15 protein-coding genes and 1 riboswitch are annotated in these 17,586 nt (G+C 74.3%); of the genes, 4 read left to right on the plus strand and 11 right to left on the minus strand.

Annotated elements, in window-relative coordinates; genetic code table 11:
- Window positions 1–272: 272 nt before the first annotated feature.
- Window positions 273–476 carry a DUF5999 family protein gene (locus P696_RS0139045; RefSeq protein ID WP_026416574.1) on the plus strand — a complete coding sequence of 68 codons (204 nt, stop codon included), beginning with the start codon at window positions 273–275 and terminating at the stop codon, window positions 474–476.
- A 177-nt stretch (window positions 477–653) separates the two neighbouring features.
- Here the strand turns inward: P696_RS0139045 and P696_RS0139050 are convergent, their stop codons facing one another.
- On the minus strand, window positions 654–1,277 hold the full coding sequence (locus tag P696_RS0139050) for an alpha/beta hydrolase family protein (RefSeq protein ID WP_034489107.1): 624 nt from the start codon (window positions 1,275–1,277) through the stop codon (window positions 654–656).
- A 66-nt stretch (window positions 1,278–1,343) separates the two neighbouring features.
- Between P696_RS0139050 and P696_RS0139055 the strand changes: the two genes are divergently transcribed.
- Window positions 1,344–1,769, plus strand: coding sequence for a PPOX class F420-dependent oxidoreductase (locus tag P696_RS0139055; protein ID WP_026416576.1), 426 nt, complete (start codon window positions 1,344–1,346; stop codon window positions 1,767–1,769).
- Window positions 1,770–1,855: 86 nt separating this feature from the next.
- On the opposite strand, the gene P696_RS51110 is transcribed toward P696_RS0139055, so the two are convergent.
- Window positions 1,856–3,058 (minus strand): tetratricopeptide repeat protein, encoded by a 1,203-nt coding sequence (locus tag P696_RS51110; protein ID WP_034489110.1) that lies wholly within the window; start codon window positions 3,056–3,058, stop codon window positions 1,856–1,858.
- 204 nt (window positions 3,059–3,262) lie between these two features.
- Window positions 3,263–6,139 carry an aminomethyl-transferring glycine dehydrogenase gene (gene gcvP / locus P696_RS0139065; RefSeq protein WP_026416577.1) on the minus strand — a complete coding sequence of 959 codons (2,877 nt, stop codon included), beginning with the start codon at window positions 6,137–6,139 and terminating at the stop codon, window positions 3,263–3,265.
- Between the two features lie 182 nt (window positions 6,140–6,321).
- Window positions 6,322–6,417: riboswitch (glycine riboswitch) on the minus strand.
- A 247-nt stretch (window positions 6,418–6,664) separates the two neighbouring features.
- Between gcvP and P696_RS0139070 the strand changes: the two genes are divergently transcribed.
- On the plus strand, window positions 6,665–9,313 hold the full coding sequence (locus P696_RS0139070) for a flippase-like domain-containing protein (RefSeq protein ID WP_026416578.1): 2,649 nt from the start codon (window positions 6,665–6,667) through the stop codon (window positions 9,311–9,313).
- Window positions 9,314–9,415: 102 nt separating this feature from the next.
- Here P696_RS0139070 and P696_RS0139075 read toward each other — a convergent pair whose 3' ends face one another.
- From P696_RS0139075 to P696_RS0139110, 8 genes are all read right to left on the minus strand, one after another.
- The gene (locus tag P696_RS0139075; protein WP_026416579.1) at window positions 9,416–10,018 is read right to left on the minus strand and encodes a MerR family transcriptional regulator; all 603 of its coding nucleotides are present in this window, start codon (window positions 10,016–10,018) and stop codon (window positions 9,416–9,418) included.
- Window positions 10,019–10,728: 710 nt separating this feature from the next.
- Window positions 10,729–11,199 (minus strand): bifunctional nuclease family protein, encoded by a 471-nt coding sequence (locus P696_RS0139080; RefSeq protein ID WP_026416580.1) that lies wholly within the window; start codon window positions 11,197–11,199, stop codon window positions 10,729–10,731.
- A 181-nt stretch (window positions 11,200–11,380) separates the two neighbouring features.
- On the minus strand, window positions 11,381–12,253 hold the full coding sequence (gene ftsR, locus P696_RS55365; RefSeq protein ID WP_026416581.1) for a transcriptional regulator FtsR: 873 nt from the start codon (window positions 12,251–12,253) through the stop codon (window positions 11,381–11,383).
- 126 nt (window positions 12,254–12,379) lie between these two features.
- Window positions 12,380–12,913, minus strand: a complete 534-nt coding sequence (locus P696_RS0139090; RefSeq protein ID WP_026416582.1) for an FHA domain-containing protein — start codon at window positions 12,911–12,913, stop codon at window positions 12,380–12,382.
- 376 nt (window positions 12,914–13,289) lie between these two features.
- Window positions 13,290–14,159 carry a DUF881 domain-containing protein gene (locus tag P696_RS0139095; protein WP_026416583.1) on the minus strand — a complete coding sequence of 290 codons (870 nt, stop codon included), beginning with the start codon at window positions 14,157–14,159 and terminating at the stop codon, window positions 13,290–13,292.
- Entirely contained in the window at window positions 14,156–14,488 is a 333-nt protein-coding gene (locus P696_RS0139100) for a small basic family protein (protein ID WP_026416584.1), read from the minus strand. Before P696_RS0139100 ends, P696_RS0139095 begins: the two co-directional genes overlap by 4 nt.
- Window positions 14,489–14,505: 17 nt before the next feature.
- Window positions 14,506–15,387 carry a DUF881 domain-containing protein gene (locus tag P696_RS0139105; RefSeq protein ID WP_157430200.1) on the minus strand — a complete coding sequence of 294 codons (882 nt, stop codon included), beginning with the start codon at window positions 15,385–15,387 and terminating at the stop codon, window positions 14,506–14,508.
- A gap of 73 nt (window positions 15,388–15,460) precedes the next feature.
- The gene (locus tag P696_RS0139110; protein ID WP_026416586.1) at window positions 15,461–16,111 is read right to left on the minus strand and encodes a LysE family translocator; all 651 of its coding nucleotides are present in this window, start codon (window positions 16,109–16,111) and stop codon (window positions 15,461–15,463) included.
- A 104-nt stretch (window positions 16,112–16,215) separates the two neighbouring features.
- Here P696_RS0139110 and P696_RS0139115 point away from each other — a divergent pair, with 104 nt between their 5' ends.
- Entirely contained in the window at window positions 16,216–17,547 is a 1,332-nt protein-coding gene (locus P696_RS0139115; RefSeq protein ID WP_026416587.1) for an aminotransferase-like domain-containing protein, read from the plus strand.
- The last annotated feature ends 39 nt before the right edge of the window (window positions 17,548–17,586 follow it).

Genomic DNA, 17,586 nt, shown 5'->3' on the forward strand with positions numbered 1-17,586 from the left:
CCGGACAGGCGGCCGGTCCCGGACACCTGTCCGGACGAATCGGGAGGAACTTTACGCATCGGACGGCAACTCGTGCTCTTGCCGAGACGGATTCGCGGGCAGTCTGATCACCTGCACCTGAGGGTGAGGCCGATCACAGTCCGGTGGTACCCGGGTACCACCGGACAATCGTCCCTTCGGGCTATGGCCGCACAGGGCCGAACCGATCCACACTCGGATGCGTCAGACAGAAGAGCACCACCCATCGAGCACCTGAGACCGGAGGCACGCCGATGTGCCCACACCAACCGCACTGTCCCGCCTCTGACGGACCGGACCGCGACGCCGCGCGAACCGTGGCCACCCACCCCGAACAAGGGTGGAGCCTGCTGTGCAACGGCATCGTGATCTTCGAGGACACCGGTGAACTGCTGCCCGACGGGGAGGTCGTCGCCCCGCACCGCCCGACCGACCTCGGCGTCGGAGCGGTCGCCTGACCAGTCTCGTACGGGGGACTAGTCCGAACGGGTGATCTTCCTCGGGGGCGTCAACCACCCAACGGGCTCTCCGGGTGATCCCCGGAGACACCAGGAGAGAAGAAGCAAGGGCCCCGGCCAAGCCGCCGGGGCTCAGACATGTCCGGGACCGCTCGAGCCCCGTCCTCGCGGGGCCGGTCAGCCGGCCGGACGCGCCCAGCGGCCCAGCCAGGGCTCGACCGCCTCCCCCACCGCGGCGGGGTTCTTGTTCAGGTCGTGCCGCTCTCCCGCCAGGACGACCACCTCGGCGGCGTCGGCGGCGTCCGGAACGCCGAACGGGTCACGGTCGCCGTTCACGACGACCACCTCCACGCCCGCGCCGCGCAGCTCGTCCGCGCGCGACTTCTCGGGCTTCCCCGGCGGATGCAGCGGGAACGCCAGCGCCACCACGCCCACCGCGCCCGCCTCACCGGCCGTCCGGCACGCCACCCGCGCGCCGTTGCTCCGCCCGCCCTGCACGAGCGGGACGTCCCCGAACCGGTCGCGCAGGAGCTTGACGATCTCCAGCCACGCCTCGTCCTGCCGCGCCGCCGAGCCGGGAGCCCGCCGTCCGGCCTTCCGGAACGGCTGCAGCACACGCGCGACCGCCCCGCCGAGCCCCAGCGCGACCTCCCGGACGGCCAGCAGGTCCACCGCGTCCACGCCGCCGTTCGAGCCGTGCGTCAGCACCAGCAGGAACGCCGCCCCCTCAGGCGCCCCGTCCGCCGCACGCGGCTCGTCCACCGTCACCTCGGCGGCCCCGTGCGCCGTCACGATCTCCATGTCGCTCACCGTAGCGGCCCCGGCACACGGTCCTCGCCCCGGCCTCCGTCCACGACAATGTGGATCATGAAGCTGATGACGACGGACGAATGGCGGGCGTTCGCCCTCGAGGGGACGCGCACGGGCAAGATCGGCGTGATCCGCAAGAGCGGAGCCCCCCACGTCACCCCCATCTGGTTCCTCCTGGACGGCGACGACCTGCTGTTCACGACCCACGGGACAGGCCTCAAGGCCAAGGCGCTGAAGCGCGACCCCCGCGTCTCGATCGCCGTCGACGACCAGACGCCGCCCTACGCGTTCGTCGTGATCGAAGGAACGGCCGAGCTCGGCACCGACCTGGACGAGATGCTGCGCTGGGCGACCGCGATCGGCGGCCGCTACATGGGCGAGGACCGCGCCGAGGAGTACGGCAGGCGCAACGCCGTCCCCGGCGAGTACCTCGTCCGCGTGCGCATCACCAACGTGGTCGCCCAGACCGGCATCGCCGACTGACCCCGCCCGACAAGTGCGGCCGTCCAGCCGGGCGAGAGGTCGGGCGCCAGGCGGAAGGTCGGCCGGGACCGAGGTGTCGGGAGGCGTCAGGCGTCGGGCCAGCCGGGCGGGAGGGCGGCGGTGGGGCCCATGGCGAGGCGGAGGCGCTCGGCGAAGCTCTCGTGAAGGAGCGGACCCCAGGCGTAGTCGGACGGCACCCTGACGGCGCCGCCGATCACCTCATGCGACTCGCCGGGACGGCGGTCAGCGGCCTCGGCCGCGTACCGGACGGCCAGGAGCGCGTACATGTGGTCCAGCGCGCCGAACGCCTCGCCCGCCAGGGCGGGGAGCGCGCCCTCGGCGACGGCCTGCTCGAGCAGCGGCTCCCACCACAGCGCGGCCGGGTCGTCGCCGTCGTCCGCGCCGAACTCGCGCCGGAGCCGGGCGCGGACCTGCGGGGCGACCCCCGGGTCGGTCAGGCCGCGCCGCCACGCCTCGCGGGCCTCGCCGTCCCGGCCGCGCAGCGGCAGCGTACGGGCCAGCAGTTCGGTCGCCAGCGGCCCGACCTCCGGGTCGGCGGGCTCGCCCGCCGGGCCCAGCGCCGCGCCGAACGCGCCGATCGCCTGGTCGAGGCAGGCGATGCCCAGCGCGACGGCGAGCCTGGAGTGCGCGTGCGGCGCGGACGTCCGGTCGATGAGCTTCAGCCCCGCGGTCAGCACCCGCTGCGCGCGGGCCGGCTCGCCGCGTTCCAGCAGCCGCTGCGCGAGGTCGTGCGCGGCGAGTGGTCCGTACTCGCCGTCACCGGTCGCGACCGCGTCCTCCCAGTGCCCCCGGGCGCGCTCGAAGTCTCCCGCGTCGTCGGCGAGGCGGGCCAGGGCCAGGTGCGCGGGCGGCAGGTAGGCGGCGTTGGCGAAGTCGACCACGACCCGCCAGGCGGGCTCGGCCTCGTCGTGCTCCCCCGCACGCTCGTGGGTGAGCGCCAGGTGGTAGGCGGCGCGCGCGCCGTACTCGGGGTCGCCGGTGGCGATCGCGGCGCGGTCGGCCTCACGCGCGCCCGCGATGTCGCCCGAGTCGTCCAGGACGACCGCGAGGCCCAGCGCGGCCCGGGCCCGATGCGGGGTGTCGCCGAGCGCGAGCACCTCCCCGAACAGCGCCGCCGCGCGGTCGGAGTCGCCGTCCTCGGCGAGCCGCCGCGCCCGTTCGCACATCTCCGCCGCCTGGTGGGCCGCGGCTCCCGCCGTCCCGCCGGCCGCTCGGTCGGCTGACTCGGCTGACGCGGCCTCGGCGGCCGGTCCGGGCGTGTCACTCATGATCGTCTACTGCCCTCTGGGGGTCGGGGTTCGGCGCTGCCGAGCCTAGCGATCCGGTCGCCTCCGCGTCCCGCCCCGACACACCCGGACCTGATCATGTCGCGGGCCGCCACCGGCCACGACCTTTACGTTGTAGATCATTAGCTGGAACGGGGAAGGGCCCGCCCGGGACGTCCCCGGAACGGGCCCTCAGCCACGGGCAGCTCAGTCCTCGAACGCCTCCGGCGGCGGGCAGGAGCAGACCAGGTTGCGGTCGCCGTACGCCTGGTCGATGCGGCGGACCGGCGGCCAGTACTTGCCCTCGCGCAGGGACGGCAGCGGGTACGCCGCGGCCTCGCGCGTGTAGGCGTGCTTCCAGTCCTCGGTCACCAGGCAGTCGGCGGTGTGCGGGGCGTTGCGCAGCGGGTTGTCCTCGCGGTCGAGGGTCCCGTCGGCAACGGCCCGGATCTCCCGGCTGATCTCCACCATGGCGTCCACGAACCGGTCGAGCTCGGCGAGGTCCTCGCTCTCGGTCGGCTCGATCATCAGCGTCCCGGCGACCGGGAACGCCAGCGTCGGGGCGTGGAAGCCATAGTCGATCAGCCGCTTGGCGACGTCCTCGGCGGTGATCCCGGTCTCCTTGGTGATCTTGCGGAGGTCGGCGATGCACTCGTGCGCGACCAGGCCGTCCCGGCCGGTGTAGAGGATCGGGAAGTACGGGGACAGCTTCGCCGCCAGGTAGTTCGCGGCGATGATCGCGCCCTCGGTGGCCGCGCGCAGGCCGTCCGCGCCCATCATGGCGATGTAGGTCCACGAGATCGGCAGGATGCCCGCCGAGCCCCACGGCGCCGCCGAGATCGGCCCGACGCCGGTGTCCTGCGGGCCGGCCTCGGCGCGCAGCGGGTGGGACGGCAGGAACGGCGCCAGGTGCTCGCGGACGCCGACCGGGCCCACGCCCGGGCCGCCGCCGCCGTGCGGGATGCAGAAGGTCTTGTGCAGGTTCAGGTGCGACACGTCCGAGCCGAACTCGCCCGGACGGGCGAGGCCGACCAGCGCGTTCAGGTTCGCGCCGTCCACGTAGACCTGGCCGCCCGCGTCGTGCACCGACTTGCAGACCTCGGTGATGGACTCCTCGAACACGCCGTGCGTGGACGGGTAGGTCACCATGATCGCGGCCAGCGCGTCGCCGTGCTTGGCGATCTTGGCGTGCAGGTCGTCCACGTCGATGTTGCCGCCGTCGTCGCACTTGACGACCACGACCTTCATCCCGGCCATCACCGCGGACGCGGCGTTGGTGCCGTGCGCGGACGACGGGATCAGGCACACGTTGCGGTGCTCCTCGCCGCGCGAGGCGTGGTAGCCGCGGATCGCCAGCAGCCCGGCGAGCTCGCCCTGCGACCCGGCGTTCGGCTGCACCGAGACCCTGGCGTAGCCGGTGATCTCGGCGAGCCAGCCCTCCAGCTCACCGATCAGCTCGACGTATCCGGCGGCCTGGTCGACCGGCGCGAACGGGTGGATGTTCGCGAACTCCGGCCAGGTGATCGGCTCCATCTCGGTCGTCGCGTTCAGCTTCATCGTGCAGGAGCCGAGCGGGATCATGGACCGGTCGAGCGCGATGTCCTTGTCCTGGAGGCGGCGCAGGTAGCGCAGCATCGCGGTCTCGGAGCGGTGCGCGTGGAACACCGGGTGGGTCAGGTACGGGCTCTCCCGGCGCAGGGAGTCGAGCGCGTCCCCGGCCGGGGTCTCCGCGACGCCCTCCACGCCGAACGCCCGCCACACGGCCGCGACGTGCTCGCCGGTGGTGGTCTCGTCGCAGGCGATCCCGACGTGGTCGGCGTCCGCGAGGCGCAGGTTCACGCCCAGCGCGCGGGCGGTCGCGACGACCTCGGCGGCGCGGCCGGGGACGCGGGCGAAGACGGTGTCGAAGAAGTGCTCGTGGACGACCTCGACGCCGCCCTCACGCAGCCCCGCGGCCAGCCGGACCGCGTGCCCGTGCGCGTGCTGCGCGATCGCCGCCAGGCCCTCCGGGCCGTGGTAGACGGCGTACATGCTGGCCATCACCGCGAGGAGCACCTGCGCGGTGCAGATGTTGCTGGTGGCCTTCTCACGCCGGATGTGCTGCTCGCGGGTCTGGAGCGCGAGCCGGTAGGCGGGCCTGCCGTCGATGTCGACCGAGACCCCGACGAGGCGTCCGGGCAGCTGCCGCTGGATGCCCTCGCGGACGGCCATGTACCCGGCGTGCGGGCCGCCGAAGCCGAACGGGACGCCGAACCGCTGCGCCGAGCCGACCACGATGTCCGCGCCGCTCTCCCCGGGCGGCCGCAGCAGCGTCAGCGCGAGCAGGTCGGCGGCGACCACGGCCTGCATGTCCCGCGCGTGCGCCGCGTCCACCAGCGGCGTCAGGTCGCGGACGACCCCGGACGCGCCCGGGTACTGCACCAGGACGCCGAAGAAGTCGCCCTCCGGCAGCCCGCCGGACAGGTCGGCGGTGACGACCTCGATGCCGAGCGGGACGGCCCGGGTGCGGATCACCTCGATCGTCTGCGGCAGCGCGTCGGCGTCCACGAGGAACGCGCCGGGCTCCTTGCGCTTGCCGACGCGGTGGGCGAGGGCCATCGCCTCGGCGGCGGCGGTCCCCTCGTCCAGCATGGACGCGTTCGCCACCGGCAGGCCGGTCAGGTCGCCGATCACGGTCTGGAAGTTCAGCAGCGCCTCCAGGCGCCCCTGGGAGATCTCCGGCTGGTACGGCGTGTAGGCGGTGTACCAGCCCGGGTTCTCCAGCACGTTCCGAAGGATCACGCCCGGCGTGTGGGTGCCGTGGTAGCCCAATCCGATCATGGACGTGAGCACGGCGTTCTTCTCGGCGAGCTCGCGCAGCCGGTCCAGCGCGGCAGGCTCGGACAGCGCGGGCGGCAGGGCCAGCGGGCGGCGCGTGCGGATGGCCTCCGGGACCGCCGCGTCGATCAGGGCCTCGGCGCCGGAGTAGCCGATGGCCGCCAGCATCCGGGAGCGCTCGTCGCCGGACGGGCCGATGTGCCGGTCGGCGAAGGCCGTCCGCGGGGTCTGTGGCGAGGCCACGGGTGCGAAGAACTGCGCGGTCATGGGGAGAGCCTCCTGGGCTGCGAAAGCGGTCGCTCAGGGCGTCCCCGGCCCGGCCGGCCGGTGACGGTCTCCCCCTCTGTCGTGGCACCTGAGAGCTTCCCCCGCGCACGCGCGGAATTTCCCCTTCGGTGAGACGACCCGCGCCCGTTTCGGGCGCACGCGCGCCTGCTTTCCAGAGGTGCCTCGTCTGCGCGGTCCTTTTGCCTGAGAGGTTCCGGGGAGGTTTGCCCCTTCGGCGTCCCACGCTGGCGGCGTGGAATCTCTCCCGCACAGGGTCAGCGGCGTTTCCTGTGGGAAAAACTCTATCCAACGCGGGGCACGATCGAACGCGGCGGACCCCCTCCGCGTAGTGTCCGGAACCTCGGCGACCCGCCGGGCGTTCCCTTCTTCGCCGCTCGGCGGGGTCGGCGTGGCGGGCAGGAGCCTCCCCCGCGACGTCCGCCGGAGAAAGTACGATATTCGCAGCTCACGGTCAGGAGGACCCACAACCGCGGGGGCGGGACGACAACGGAACGGCGGTGTGGCGTGACGCGGACCCAGGACGGCGCGGCGCGGACCGAACATGATTCGGACCGGGCCGAGCCGAATCCGGGCGTCCCCGGAAACGGGACGGACCCGCGCGAGAACGCGGCGGACCCGGCCAAGGCAACGGCCGGGGGGACGGCCGGGGCGCGGCCCGGGGTAGCGGTCGAGGAACCGCCCTCGCCGATGCGCATCCGCCGTTCCGGCGACGCGATCCGGTTCGCCACCGCGCTGGCCGGTCTCGGCGCCGTCATGCTGCTCGTGACGATCGCCCAGCAGACCACGCACGGCCTTCAGACCGACATCGTCGAGGGCACCGCCCACGCCCCCCGCTGGCTGCTGTCGCTGGCCACGCTGGCGTCCAGCTTCGGGGTGCTCGCCGTCCCGGTCGCGTTCGCGGTCGAACGCCTGTTCCACCGGGACGGCATCCGGGTGGCGATCGCGGTGCTCGCCGCGATGATCACCTTCCTGCTGACCGTGGCGATGAACGACTGGGTCGTCCCGGCCGCGCCGAACGGCCTGCTGGACGCGCTGATCTGGGGCAGCACCGGCACCGCCGTCGTGCACACCGACATCGCCCCGGTGATCGCGTTCGTCGCCGCCGTCGGGATGGCCGGCCGCACCCGCTGGCAGATCGCCGCCTGGACCATGATCGGCCTGGCCGCGCTCACCGGGCTCACCGCGTCCTACGCCTCGGTCTCGGCGCTCGCCGCCACCTACTTCCTCGGCGAGGCGATCGGCCACGGAACGCTGTACGCGGTCGGCACGCCGAACCCGCGCCCGTCCGGCGCGACGGTCGCCCTCGCACTGGAGCGGCTCGGCCTGCGCCCGATCGCGGCGCGGCAGGTCGCCACTGCCGCCGACGAGCCGCGCCGGTACACCGTCGCGCTCGCCCCCGGCCCGGACGGCGTCCCCCACGACTGCGTCGGCCGCCCGCTCCCCCGGGGCCGCTGGCAGCTCCTGGTGAACGTCCTGGACCGCGACCAGCAGACGGCCGGGCTGGTGTACCGGCTGTGGCGGCTGGTGCGGTTGCGCGCCGGCACGAACCGCCGTCCGCTGCGGTCCCTGCGCCGCGCGCTGGAGCAGGAGTCCCTGATGGCCTACGCGGCGTCCGCGGCGGACGTCCGCACCCCGCGCCTCGTCGGCACCTGCGAGGTCGGCACCGAGGCCGCGCTGCTCGCCTACGAGCACGTCCCGGGACGGCGGCTGGACGAACTGGACGACGAGGAGATCGACGACGCCCTCCTCACCGACGTCTGGCACCAGTTCGCCCGCCTGCAGGCCGCGCGCCTGGCCCACCGCCGCCTTGAGGGCCACGCCATCCTCGTGAGCGGCCCGGATCGTCCCGACTCCTCCGACGAGGAGGCCGACGCCCCCGCTCCGGACGGCTCCGCCCAGGGTGAGGCGGCCTCCGGCGAGGGCCTCGTCCACCTGGTCGACCTCGGCGTCGGCGAGGTCGCGGCGGGCGATCTCGCGCTGCGCCTGGACCGGGCCCAGCTGCTCACCACCCTGGCGCTGCGCGTCGGCGCCGAACGCGCGGTCGCGACGGCCGCGCCCGTGCTGGGCGAGGGCGCGCTCGCCGCCGCCGTCCCGCTGCTGCAGCGGGTCGCGCTGACCCGGGCGACCCGCACCGCGGTCCGGCACGACCGGCGGCTGCTGACGCGGATCCGCGAGCAGATCCTCAAGCTGGAGCCCGAGGCCGAGACCGAACCCGTCCGGCTGGAGCGTTTCCGGTCGCGGACGATCGTGAGCATCGTCGCCCTCACCTTCGCCGCCTACATCGTCATCCCGCAGCTGACCAGCGTGCAGCTGGACACGATCGGCGACCGGGCGAACTGGTGGTGGGTCGCGCTCGGCGCCGCCGCGGCGGCCGTCACCTACCTCGCGGCGGCGTTCATGCTCATCGGGTTCGTGCCGGAGCGGCTGCCCCTGTGGCGGACGATCCTGGTCCAGGTGGCCGCGTCGTTCGTCAAGCTCGTCGCGCCCGTCGCCGTCACGGGCGTCGCGCTCAACACCCGCTACCTGCAGAAGTCCGGGATCCGGTCCGGGCCCGCGGTCGCCAGCGTCGGGGCCTCCCAGCTCCTGGGCATGGTGATCCACATCCTCCTGCTGGTGGTGTTCGGCTTCATCACCGGGTCCACGCAGACCGCGACCCGCGATCTCGCGCCGTCCCGCACGATCATGATCGTGCTGCTGATGCTCGCGATCCCGGTGGCGGTGGCGCTCGCCATCCCGCGCGTCCGGCGGTTCGTGACCGCGCGGCTCCGGTCGATGTTCTCCGGGGTGCTGCCGCGGATGGTGGACGTCCTGCAGTCGCCCCGCAAGCTCGCCACGAGCCTCGGCGGCACGCTGCTGCTCACCGCGGGCTTCGTGGTCTGCCTGGACGCCTCGATCCGCGCGTTCGGCGGCGAGCTGCCCTGGACCGCCGTGGTCGTGGTGTTCCTGACCGGCAACGCGCTGGGGTCGGCCGCGCCGACGCCCGGCGGCCTGGGCGCGGTCGAGGGCGCCCTCACGCTGGCGCTGACGATCTCCGGGCTGCCCGCCGAGATCGCCACCTCGGCCGTGCTGCTGTTCCGCCTGCTGACGTTCTGGCTGCCGGTCGCCCCCGGCTGGGCCGCGTTCGCCTACCTCCAGCGCAAGGAGGCCATCTGACGAGGCGGGGTTCCCGGAGATCGTGCCGGGGATCGAGCCGGGAGGACCGGGGCGAGAGGAAGAACAGGTCGAGAGGGTCGTGCCGGGGTCGGATCGGGAGGATCAGCCGGTGCGGCGGGCGCGGCGGCGGTGGGCGAGCTCGTCGTGCGGGTGGGAGTCTTCGTCGTCGCCGACGTCGGCGCGCTCGGCGGGAAGGTCGGCGAGACTGCCCTCGACCTCCTGCCAGACCCGGCCGAGCGCGATGCCGAACACGCCCTGACCGCCCTGGAGCAGGTCGACGACCTCGTCGGCGGACGTGCACTCGTAGACGCTCACGCCGTCGCTCATCAGCGTGATCTGCGCGAGGTCCTCGACTCCGCGGTCGCGTAGATGGTTCACCGCGGTCCGGATCTGCTGGAGGGAGACCCCGGTGTCCAGCAGCCGTTTGACCACCTTCAGCACCAGGATGTCGCGGAACCCGTACAGCCGCTGGCTGCCCGATCCCTGCGCGGCCCGGACACCGGGGGTGACCAGGCCGGTGCGCGCCCAGTAGTCGAGCTGACGGTAGGTGATCCCGGCGGCGGCGCACGCCGTGGGGCCCCGGTAGCCGACGTCCTCCGGCGGCGCCGAGACCCTGGTGTCGAAGAGCAGACCCTGCTCTCCGGCGCGCTGGGACGCCATGCGCCTGTCGGGGGTCGCCTTGCCCTCGCCGCTGCTCACCGCCACGCGGACCTCCGGCTTCTATCAGCCCGCGGTGTTCCGTCAAGGGGGTTTGACGAATGACACCACGGGTGTTCCACCAGCACGGTAGGTGCCGGTCAGGGTGTGGTCAACGTTCGTCGTCGGCGCGTCGCCTACCCGGATGAACCGGCTTCACGTGGGCAAACCGCGCACCTCCGCACTCACCGAACTCCTACCCACGTCCGCCCGGTGCGGAAACGGGAAGCGGGGTCCGGCGCAAGAACACTCGGGCGGCGGCATGACCTTGCAGGTCACCCCTGGTGACCGGCGCTTTCGTGCCGCCGGGGCGTGCCGGACCGCCGACCCGGGCGCGAACATCGAGCCTACTGGACGGAACCCCGCGATGCAGGCGAACCGGACGCACGAGCCGGACCCGCGTCACGACATCCCGCCTGACGCGACCGTCACACCTACGTCACCGTCCGTAACCTCTGCCACGGGCGGGCCGTCCGCGCCCACTCCGAGAACGCTCACGGAGCGTGCGCACCGCCCGGTCCGACGTCCTCACGGACCGTGCACATCGGCCCGGATCCGACATCCTCGCGGAGTGTGCGCGCCACCCACATTCAGACGCGAGTCGCAGGCACGACGGCGCAGACGCGAACCACCGGTCCGCACGCTCGCTGTCGCCCAGCGCCGCGTACGCTCCGCCCATGGGGGCGCGAGCTCCCCGGCCGCAGGGCCGGGACGTGGGGTCAGCCTGCGCGGCCGAAGTCCTCGGGGGTGATGGTGTCGAGGAACTCGCGGAACTTCTCCACCTCGTCCTCCTGCTCGTCGGGGATCGCGACGCCCGCCTCCTCGAGGATGTCCTCGGCGGCGAAGATCGTCGCGCCGGTGCGGAGCGCCAGGGCGATCGAGTCCGACGGGCGGGCGCTGACCTCGACCCCGTTGGAGAAGACCAGGTCGGCGAAGAAGATCCCGTCGCGCAGCGCGGTGATGTTCACCGTCCTCAGCTGCACGCTCAGCGCGTCCAGGACGTCCCGGAAAAGGTCGTGGGTGAGCGGCCGCGCCGGCAGCACTCCCTGCTGGGCGAAGGCGATCGCGGTCGCTTCGACCGCCCCGATCCAGATGGGCAGGTAGCGGTCGCCCTCCGTCTCCTTCAACAGGACGATCGGCTGATTGGAGGGCATCTCGACCCGGACGCCGACGACCTCCATCTGCTTCACTGCGGCTCCCTGCTGGTCCTCGCGGCCTCGATCTGGTCTCGTCCGGACCGGCTGCCCGCCGACCCCTGTAGCCAACGTACACCCGGCCCGGCTCCGGGTGTCCGGGCGACGGGCGGGCAAATCACGCCGACCAGGACCCGGCGCCCCTTCCGGGCGGCGGTTCGGCGGCGCTCGCGGGGGCTCACGGGCCGAGGCTCTCCCGCAGTCCCGCCGACACCAGGGCGGCGTGCAGCCGGACCGACAGCTCGGCGACCTCCCGGGCCGTCCGGGCCGCCTCCTCGTGGGCGCCGGGGCTGCGTCTGCGCAGCTGGGGCGAGACGAGCTGCTCGATCAGCCCGACCTGGCGGTCGGCGGCGGCCTTCACCGCCCGCAGGTTACGGACCTCGAACCCGAACGCGCCGAGCGCCGCCACGACGCGGGCCACGGCCAGCGCGTCACCGTCGTAGTGGGCGCCGGACCGCCGGATGAGCCCGTACTCCTCGAGCTGGGCCAGCAGCGCCTCGGTGATCGACGCGCCGTCGATCAGCTGGCGGCGGGTGAGGCGGACCTCGGCGGCGGGCTCGGCCCCCGCGTCGGCCGCGACCAGGGTGCGTGGACGGCGCGTCGCGTCGGCCCCGCCCCGGACAACCGCCGGGGCGTCCACACCGCGTCCGTCGGTGGCGTCGTACCCCTCGACGCCGTACCCTTCAACGCCTCGTACGGCCGCGGCGCGGCCCTCGGCGGCCAGGGCCTCGACCGCCGCGCGTGGTTCGGGGGCCGCCGGACGGCGGGAGCCGAGCGCCGGCGGGGTCTCGCCCCGGTCGAGCGCCTGCAGGTGCTGCCTGATCACCCGCAGGGGGAGGTAGTGGTCTCGCTGGGCGGTCAGCACGAACCGGAGCCGCGCCACGTCGGCCTCACCGAACTTGCGGTAGCCCGACGGGCTGCGCTGCGGTTCGACCAGCCCCTCCGCCTCCAGGAAGCGGATCTTGGAGATCGTGACGTCCGGGAAATCGCCCCGGAGCAGCCCGAGGACGTCCCCGATCGTCATCAGGGCCCGGGCGGCCTGCGCGCTCATCACTCTCCCATTCGTCGCCGCGTCCGGCCTGGTGCCGTCCCTCCCGCGCCGCGCGCCGCCCCTCCCCGGGGCGGGGCGCCGGCTCCCCCGGCGTCCCGGCGCGGGCGGCGGCCCGCGCCGGACCGCTCAGCCGTGCTGCGGGTTGGTCAGGAACACCAGCCGGAACTTGCCGATCTGCACCTCGTCGCCGCCGGACAGGCCGGCCTGGTCGATCCGCTGCCGGTTGACGTAGGTGCCGTTCAGGCTGCCCACGTCACGCACCGAGAAGCCGCCGCCCTGCCGGGCGAACTCGGCGTGCTGGCGGGACACGGTGATGTCGTCGAGGAAGATGTCGCTCTCCGGGTGGCGGCCGGCGGACGTGCGGTCCTTGTCGAGCAGGAAGCGGCTGCCGGCGTTCGGGCCGCGCTCGACCACCAGCAGCGCGGTGCCGGGCGGCAGCGCGTCGACCGAGACCTGGGACGCGGCGGGCGGCCCCGGTTCGCCGGCCTCGGCGAACGCCTCGATCCCGGAGATGGAGATCGTCGAGGTCGACTCGCCCGGGGACTCCCGGGGAGGCGGAGGCTGCTGGCCACTGCGAGTCAGCGGAGTGCCACAGTTCGAGCAGAAGCGGGCATCATCCGGGTTGGCGTGACCGCACTGCGTGCAGTAGACGCTCGGCATCGATCGGCTCGGCCTCCTACCTCCGGCGCGGCGTCCACGGCCCCCGTCCGGCTGCCGCCCGCGCCACGCGCATCCTTCGTCCAACCCACGCCGGGTCGACGTCCCGACCCGGGTGCTCGTGCTCCCGGCACGACACTCGCCATCGCGACGGTCGCCGCAACTTACGCGGGTGAGGCCCGAGGGGTCAACCGGAACGGTCAGCCGGCCGCCCCCACGCTACCTTCGACAATGATCGCAGGTCTACGCCGCCGCGCGGACGGGCCTCAGACACCCGCCCGCCACCTCTCGGTGACCGGCGCTTGACCCGATCCGCCCCCGCGGGACGCGCGCGCAGGACTACATGGCCCGCGCTCGCGGTCCGATCCCCCGTGATCCCCTACCCAGACCGTACCGCGCTGACGGTCATTCGCGCACGCGGGGTGACCGCCACTTCGGCGCCGAGACCGCGCAGCGTGCGCACGACGCCGCCCGGGATGCCGAGGGCGGTGGCCATGGTGTGTGGGTCGCCGATGGCGAGGATCCGGTACGGCGGGGGCAGGAACCGGTCGTCGGCGAGGACGCCCTCGGGACGGTCCACGAAGTAGGTGTCGACACCGGCGCGGACGTCCCCGATCTGGACGACCTCGGCCCCGGCGTCGCGCAGTTCCTCCAGCGCGTCCAGCAGGTTGGCGGCCCGGACGGCGCGGCGTGGGTCGGTCACGGTGATCTCCACGCCGGGGCCCTGGGCCGGGACGGTCCCGGCGAGCAGCCCGTAGTCGTCGGCGCGGCGGCGGGCCTCCTCCAGGGCGGTCTGGCCGCGCGCGTCGCGTTCCAGGCCCGCCTTGGTGTTCTCCAGGTCGCGCAGGTCGCCGTGCAGCCGTTCGGACCGCTGCGTGAGGTCTGACAGGATTCCGACCAGTTCGTCCTGCCGGGCGGTGGCGAACTTGGTGTCGCGGTGGTTCGCCTGGACCTGGGTCACGATGGCGAATCCGAGCACCAGGCTGAGCAGGCCGCCCGCGAGCTGCCCGCGGGTCAGCCGGGGCCGCAGCATGTCACTGAGCTGCGACAGGGGCTTTCGGGACGTTTCGGGCACAACCTCGGCCCTCTCGGCCTCTCCGGCGGGCTGAGGCCCGGCCTCGCCCCTCTCCGGCCCTTCCGGGGAGCCGGGTTCGGCGTTCTCCGGCGCCTCCGGGGGCTCGGGTTCGGCCTTCCCGGGCTCCGCCGGGGGGCGGGGTTCGCGCTCGGGGGGCTCGGCGGCGCCGCTCATGCGCCGAAGAGCTTCCGGCGGATGGCGGCGGCGTTGGAGAAGATCCGGACGCCGAGGACGACGACCACGCCGGTGGACAGCTGGGAGCCGACGCCGAGCTGGTCGCCGAGGAAGACGATCAGGGAGGCGAGGATGGCGTTGCCGACGAAGGAGACGACGAAGGTCTTCTCGTCGAACACGCCCTCGAGGCGGGCGCGGACGCCGCCGAACATCGCGTCCAGCGCCGCGACGATGGCGATCGGCAGGTAGGGCTGCAGCCACAGCGGCACGGTCGGCTGGAAGACCAGCCCGAGCACCACCCCCGCGACCAGCCCGATCAGCGCGATCACCGCACCACCCTCACCCTTCACTCCCTCTCACCCGCCGGACGGGCGTAGCGCGGCGCGGACGGCGCGGCGGCGGCCAGCCTGGCCGTGCCCTCGGTCCGCAGCCCGTAGCGGAGGCCGTAGCGGTCCCGCAGGGCCGCGAGGCGCTGGTCGGCGGCCGAGCCGGTGAACGCGGCGCGCAGCCGGTCGGCGGGGCCGAGCGCGGTGACCTCGTACGGGCCGGTCAGCGGGCGGTAGTCCACCAGGACGGCCTCGCCCGCCGTGCGGATCGCGGTGGTGGGGGTCAGCCTCAGCCCGTTGATCGCGACGGCGCCGGCTCCGGCCGCCCAGAGCCCGTTGACCAGGATCTGAAGATCCTGATCATAGACCCGGCCGTCGTCGTCGGCGTCCTCGGCGTCAGGGGCGCGGGGGGCGTCGTCCAGGGTGACGACCAGGGCCGGTCCGGCGGCGGGACGGGCCGCGGCGGCGGCCTCGGCGGCGGCGAGATCGCGGTCGGCGCGGCGGCCGGCGGCGCTCTGGGCGAGCGCGGCGGCGCGCAGCCGCGCGGTCTCGCCGCGCAGGGTGTCCAGGCGGCGGGCCAGGTCGTCGGTCTCGCCGGTGCGGCTGTGGATCTCCTCCACGATCCGGGCGCGCTGCCGGGCCGCGACGGGCTCGCCGCGCCGGACCTGCGCGCCCGCGACGGCGAGCAGCAGGCCGACGAGCAGGAGCGCGAGCGCGGCCAGGACGCGCGGACGGCCCGCCCCCGGGGCGGTCCCGGCGGCCCGGCGGCGGGCGGCGGCCTCGGCGTAGCCGGGGTCGGCGACCCTGCCCTCGAAGAGGTCGGCGAGCAGGGACATGGACGCGTCGGGGCGTCGCCACCGTCCCGGTGTGCCGCCCGAGTCCCGCTCGTCCCGCTCGCTCACGGCCCCATCATGGCAAGGACCGCCAAATCGGCGTCCGCCACATCGGCCAGGCGAGGCCGGTCCGGCGGGCTGGTCAGGGAGCGGCGACGGCCGCCCGGGAACGTTCCAGGCCGAGCATGACGGCCATGCTCGCGAGCACCGAGCCCATCACGTACCGCTGGAGGCGCTGCCAGGCGGGGCGGCGGGTCAGGAAGGAGGACACCGCGCTCGCGCACAGCACCCAGATCCCGTTCACGGTGAGCGCGACGGCGATCTGGACGAGCGCGAGGAGCAGGCTCTGCAGCCAGACGTGCCCGCGCGAGGGGTCGGTGAACTGCGGCAGCAGCGACACGTACAGGATCGCGATCTTCGGGTTGAGCAGGTTGGTGACCAGGCCCATCGCCAACAGCCGGCGCGGCGGGTCGGCGGGCAGCTCGCGCGGGGTGAACGGGGTCGTCCCGCCCGGCCGGACGGCCTGCCAGGCGAGCCACAGCAGGTAGCCGACCCCGGCGAGCCTGATCACCGTGTAGAGGGCCGGGACGACGGCGAACACCGCGGTGAGCCCGGCGGTCGCGGCGGCGGCGTAGACGGCGAACCCGGCGGCGACGCCGCCCAGCGAGACGTACCCGGCGCGGCGGCCCTGGGTGATCGTCCGGGACACCAGGTACATCATGTTCGGGCCGGGCAGCAGCACCATGCCGAACGCCACGACGGCGATGCCCGCGACGGCGGTCAGGGAGACCATCGCACCTCATTTCAGGATGTGAAGGACGGTCGCGTCGACCTTAGGAAACGTCGTGATCTCGGTGCAATACTGCGGTTTGTACTCGGTGCAATGTGGGGGGCGGGTTGGACGACTTCCGGCGGGTGGCGGACGCGGTCGCGGCGGACATCGCGGCCGGGCGGCTGCGTCCCGGCGACCGCCTGCCGCCGCAGCGCCGGTTCGCCCGCGAGCACCGCGTCGCCGCGTCCACGGCGGCCCGCGTGTACCGGGAGCTGGCGCTGCGCGGGCTGGTCGTCGGGGAGGTCGGGCGGGGCACGTTCGTCCGGTCCGGTCCTCCGGCGGGTGGCGCTCCCGCGCTGCTCGAGCCGTCCGGGGCGCCGGTGGACCTGGAGCTGACCTATCCGGAGGCGGACGGCCAGGAGGAGCGGCTGGCGGCGGGGCTGGCGCGGCTGCGCCGTCCGGGCGTGCTGGCCGCCGCGCTGCGCCCGGTCGGGCCGTCCGGGACGGCGGCGGCCCGCCGGGAGGCCGCGGCACTGCTGGGGGTCAGTGATCCCGAGGGGGTGCTGTTCGCCGCGAACGGCCGCCAGGCGATCGCCGGGGCGGTCGCGGCGCTGGTCCCGCCGGGCGGACGGCTCGGCGTCGAGCCGCTCACGTATCCCGTGGTCAAGGGGCTGCTAGCGCGGATCGGCGTGGTGGCCGTCCCCCTCGCGGCCGACGAGGACGGCCTTCGCCCGGACGCGCTCGCCGAGGCGCACCGGCGGGCTCCGCTCAGCGCCGTCTACCTGCAGCCGACCCTGCACAACCCGACCGGGCTGACCGTCCCGGAGGAGCGGAGGGCCGCGCTCGCCGGGACGCTGTCGTCGCTCGACGTTCCCCTGGTCGAGGACCGGATCTGGTCGTTCCTCGCCGACGAGCCGCCGATGGCGGAGCTCATGCCGGGCCGGACCATCGTCGTGGACAGCCTGTCCAAGCGGGTCTCCCCCGGCCTCACGGTCGGATTTCTGGTGGTCCCTCCCGGTCTGTACGGGCGTGTCGCGAACGCACTGCGCACGGGGGCGTGGCTGCCCACCGGATACGCCCTGGAGGCCGCCACGGGCTGGCTGGCGGACGGCACCGTCGCCGCCCTCGCCGAGGCCAAACGCCAGGACGCGGCGTCCCGCCGGGCCATCGCCCTCGACCGCCTCGAAGGCTTCGCCGTCTCGGCCGCGCCGCGCGCGTTCTTCTGCTGGTGGGAGCTGCCGGGCCCGTGGCGCGCCGAAGCGTTCGCGGGCGCGGCGGCACGGCTCGGCATCACGGTCACGCCCGGCGCGGTGTTCGCCACCGCGCCCGACGCGACACCCGCCGCCGTCCGGCTGGGGCTTGCCTCTCCCCCGCACGACGACCTCGCGCGCGCCCTGGACGTCCTGGCCGACCTCGCCCGCCGCGGCCCCGAGCCCACCTCAGCCGACACCACCTGAGCACAGGACGGCGTGCCCGGCCGATCTCACCGCCTGAGC

This window comes from Actinomadura oligospora ATCC 43269 (assembly GCF_000518265.1).
GTDB lineage: Bacteria > Actinomycetota > Actinomycetes > Streptosporangiales > Streptosporangiaceae > Spirillospora > Spirillospora oligospora.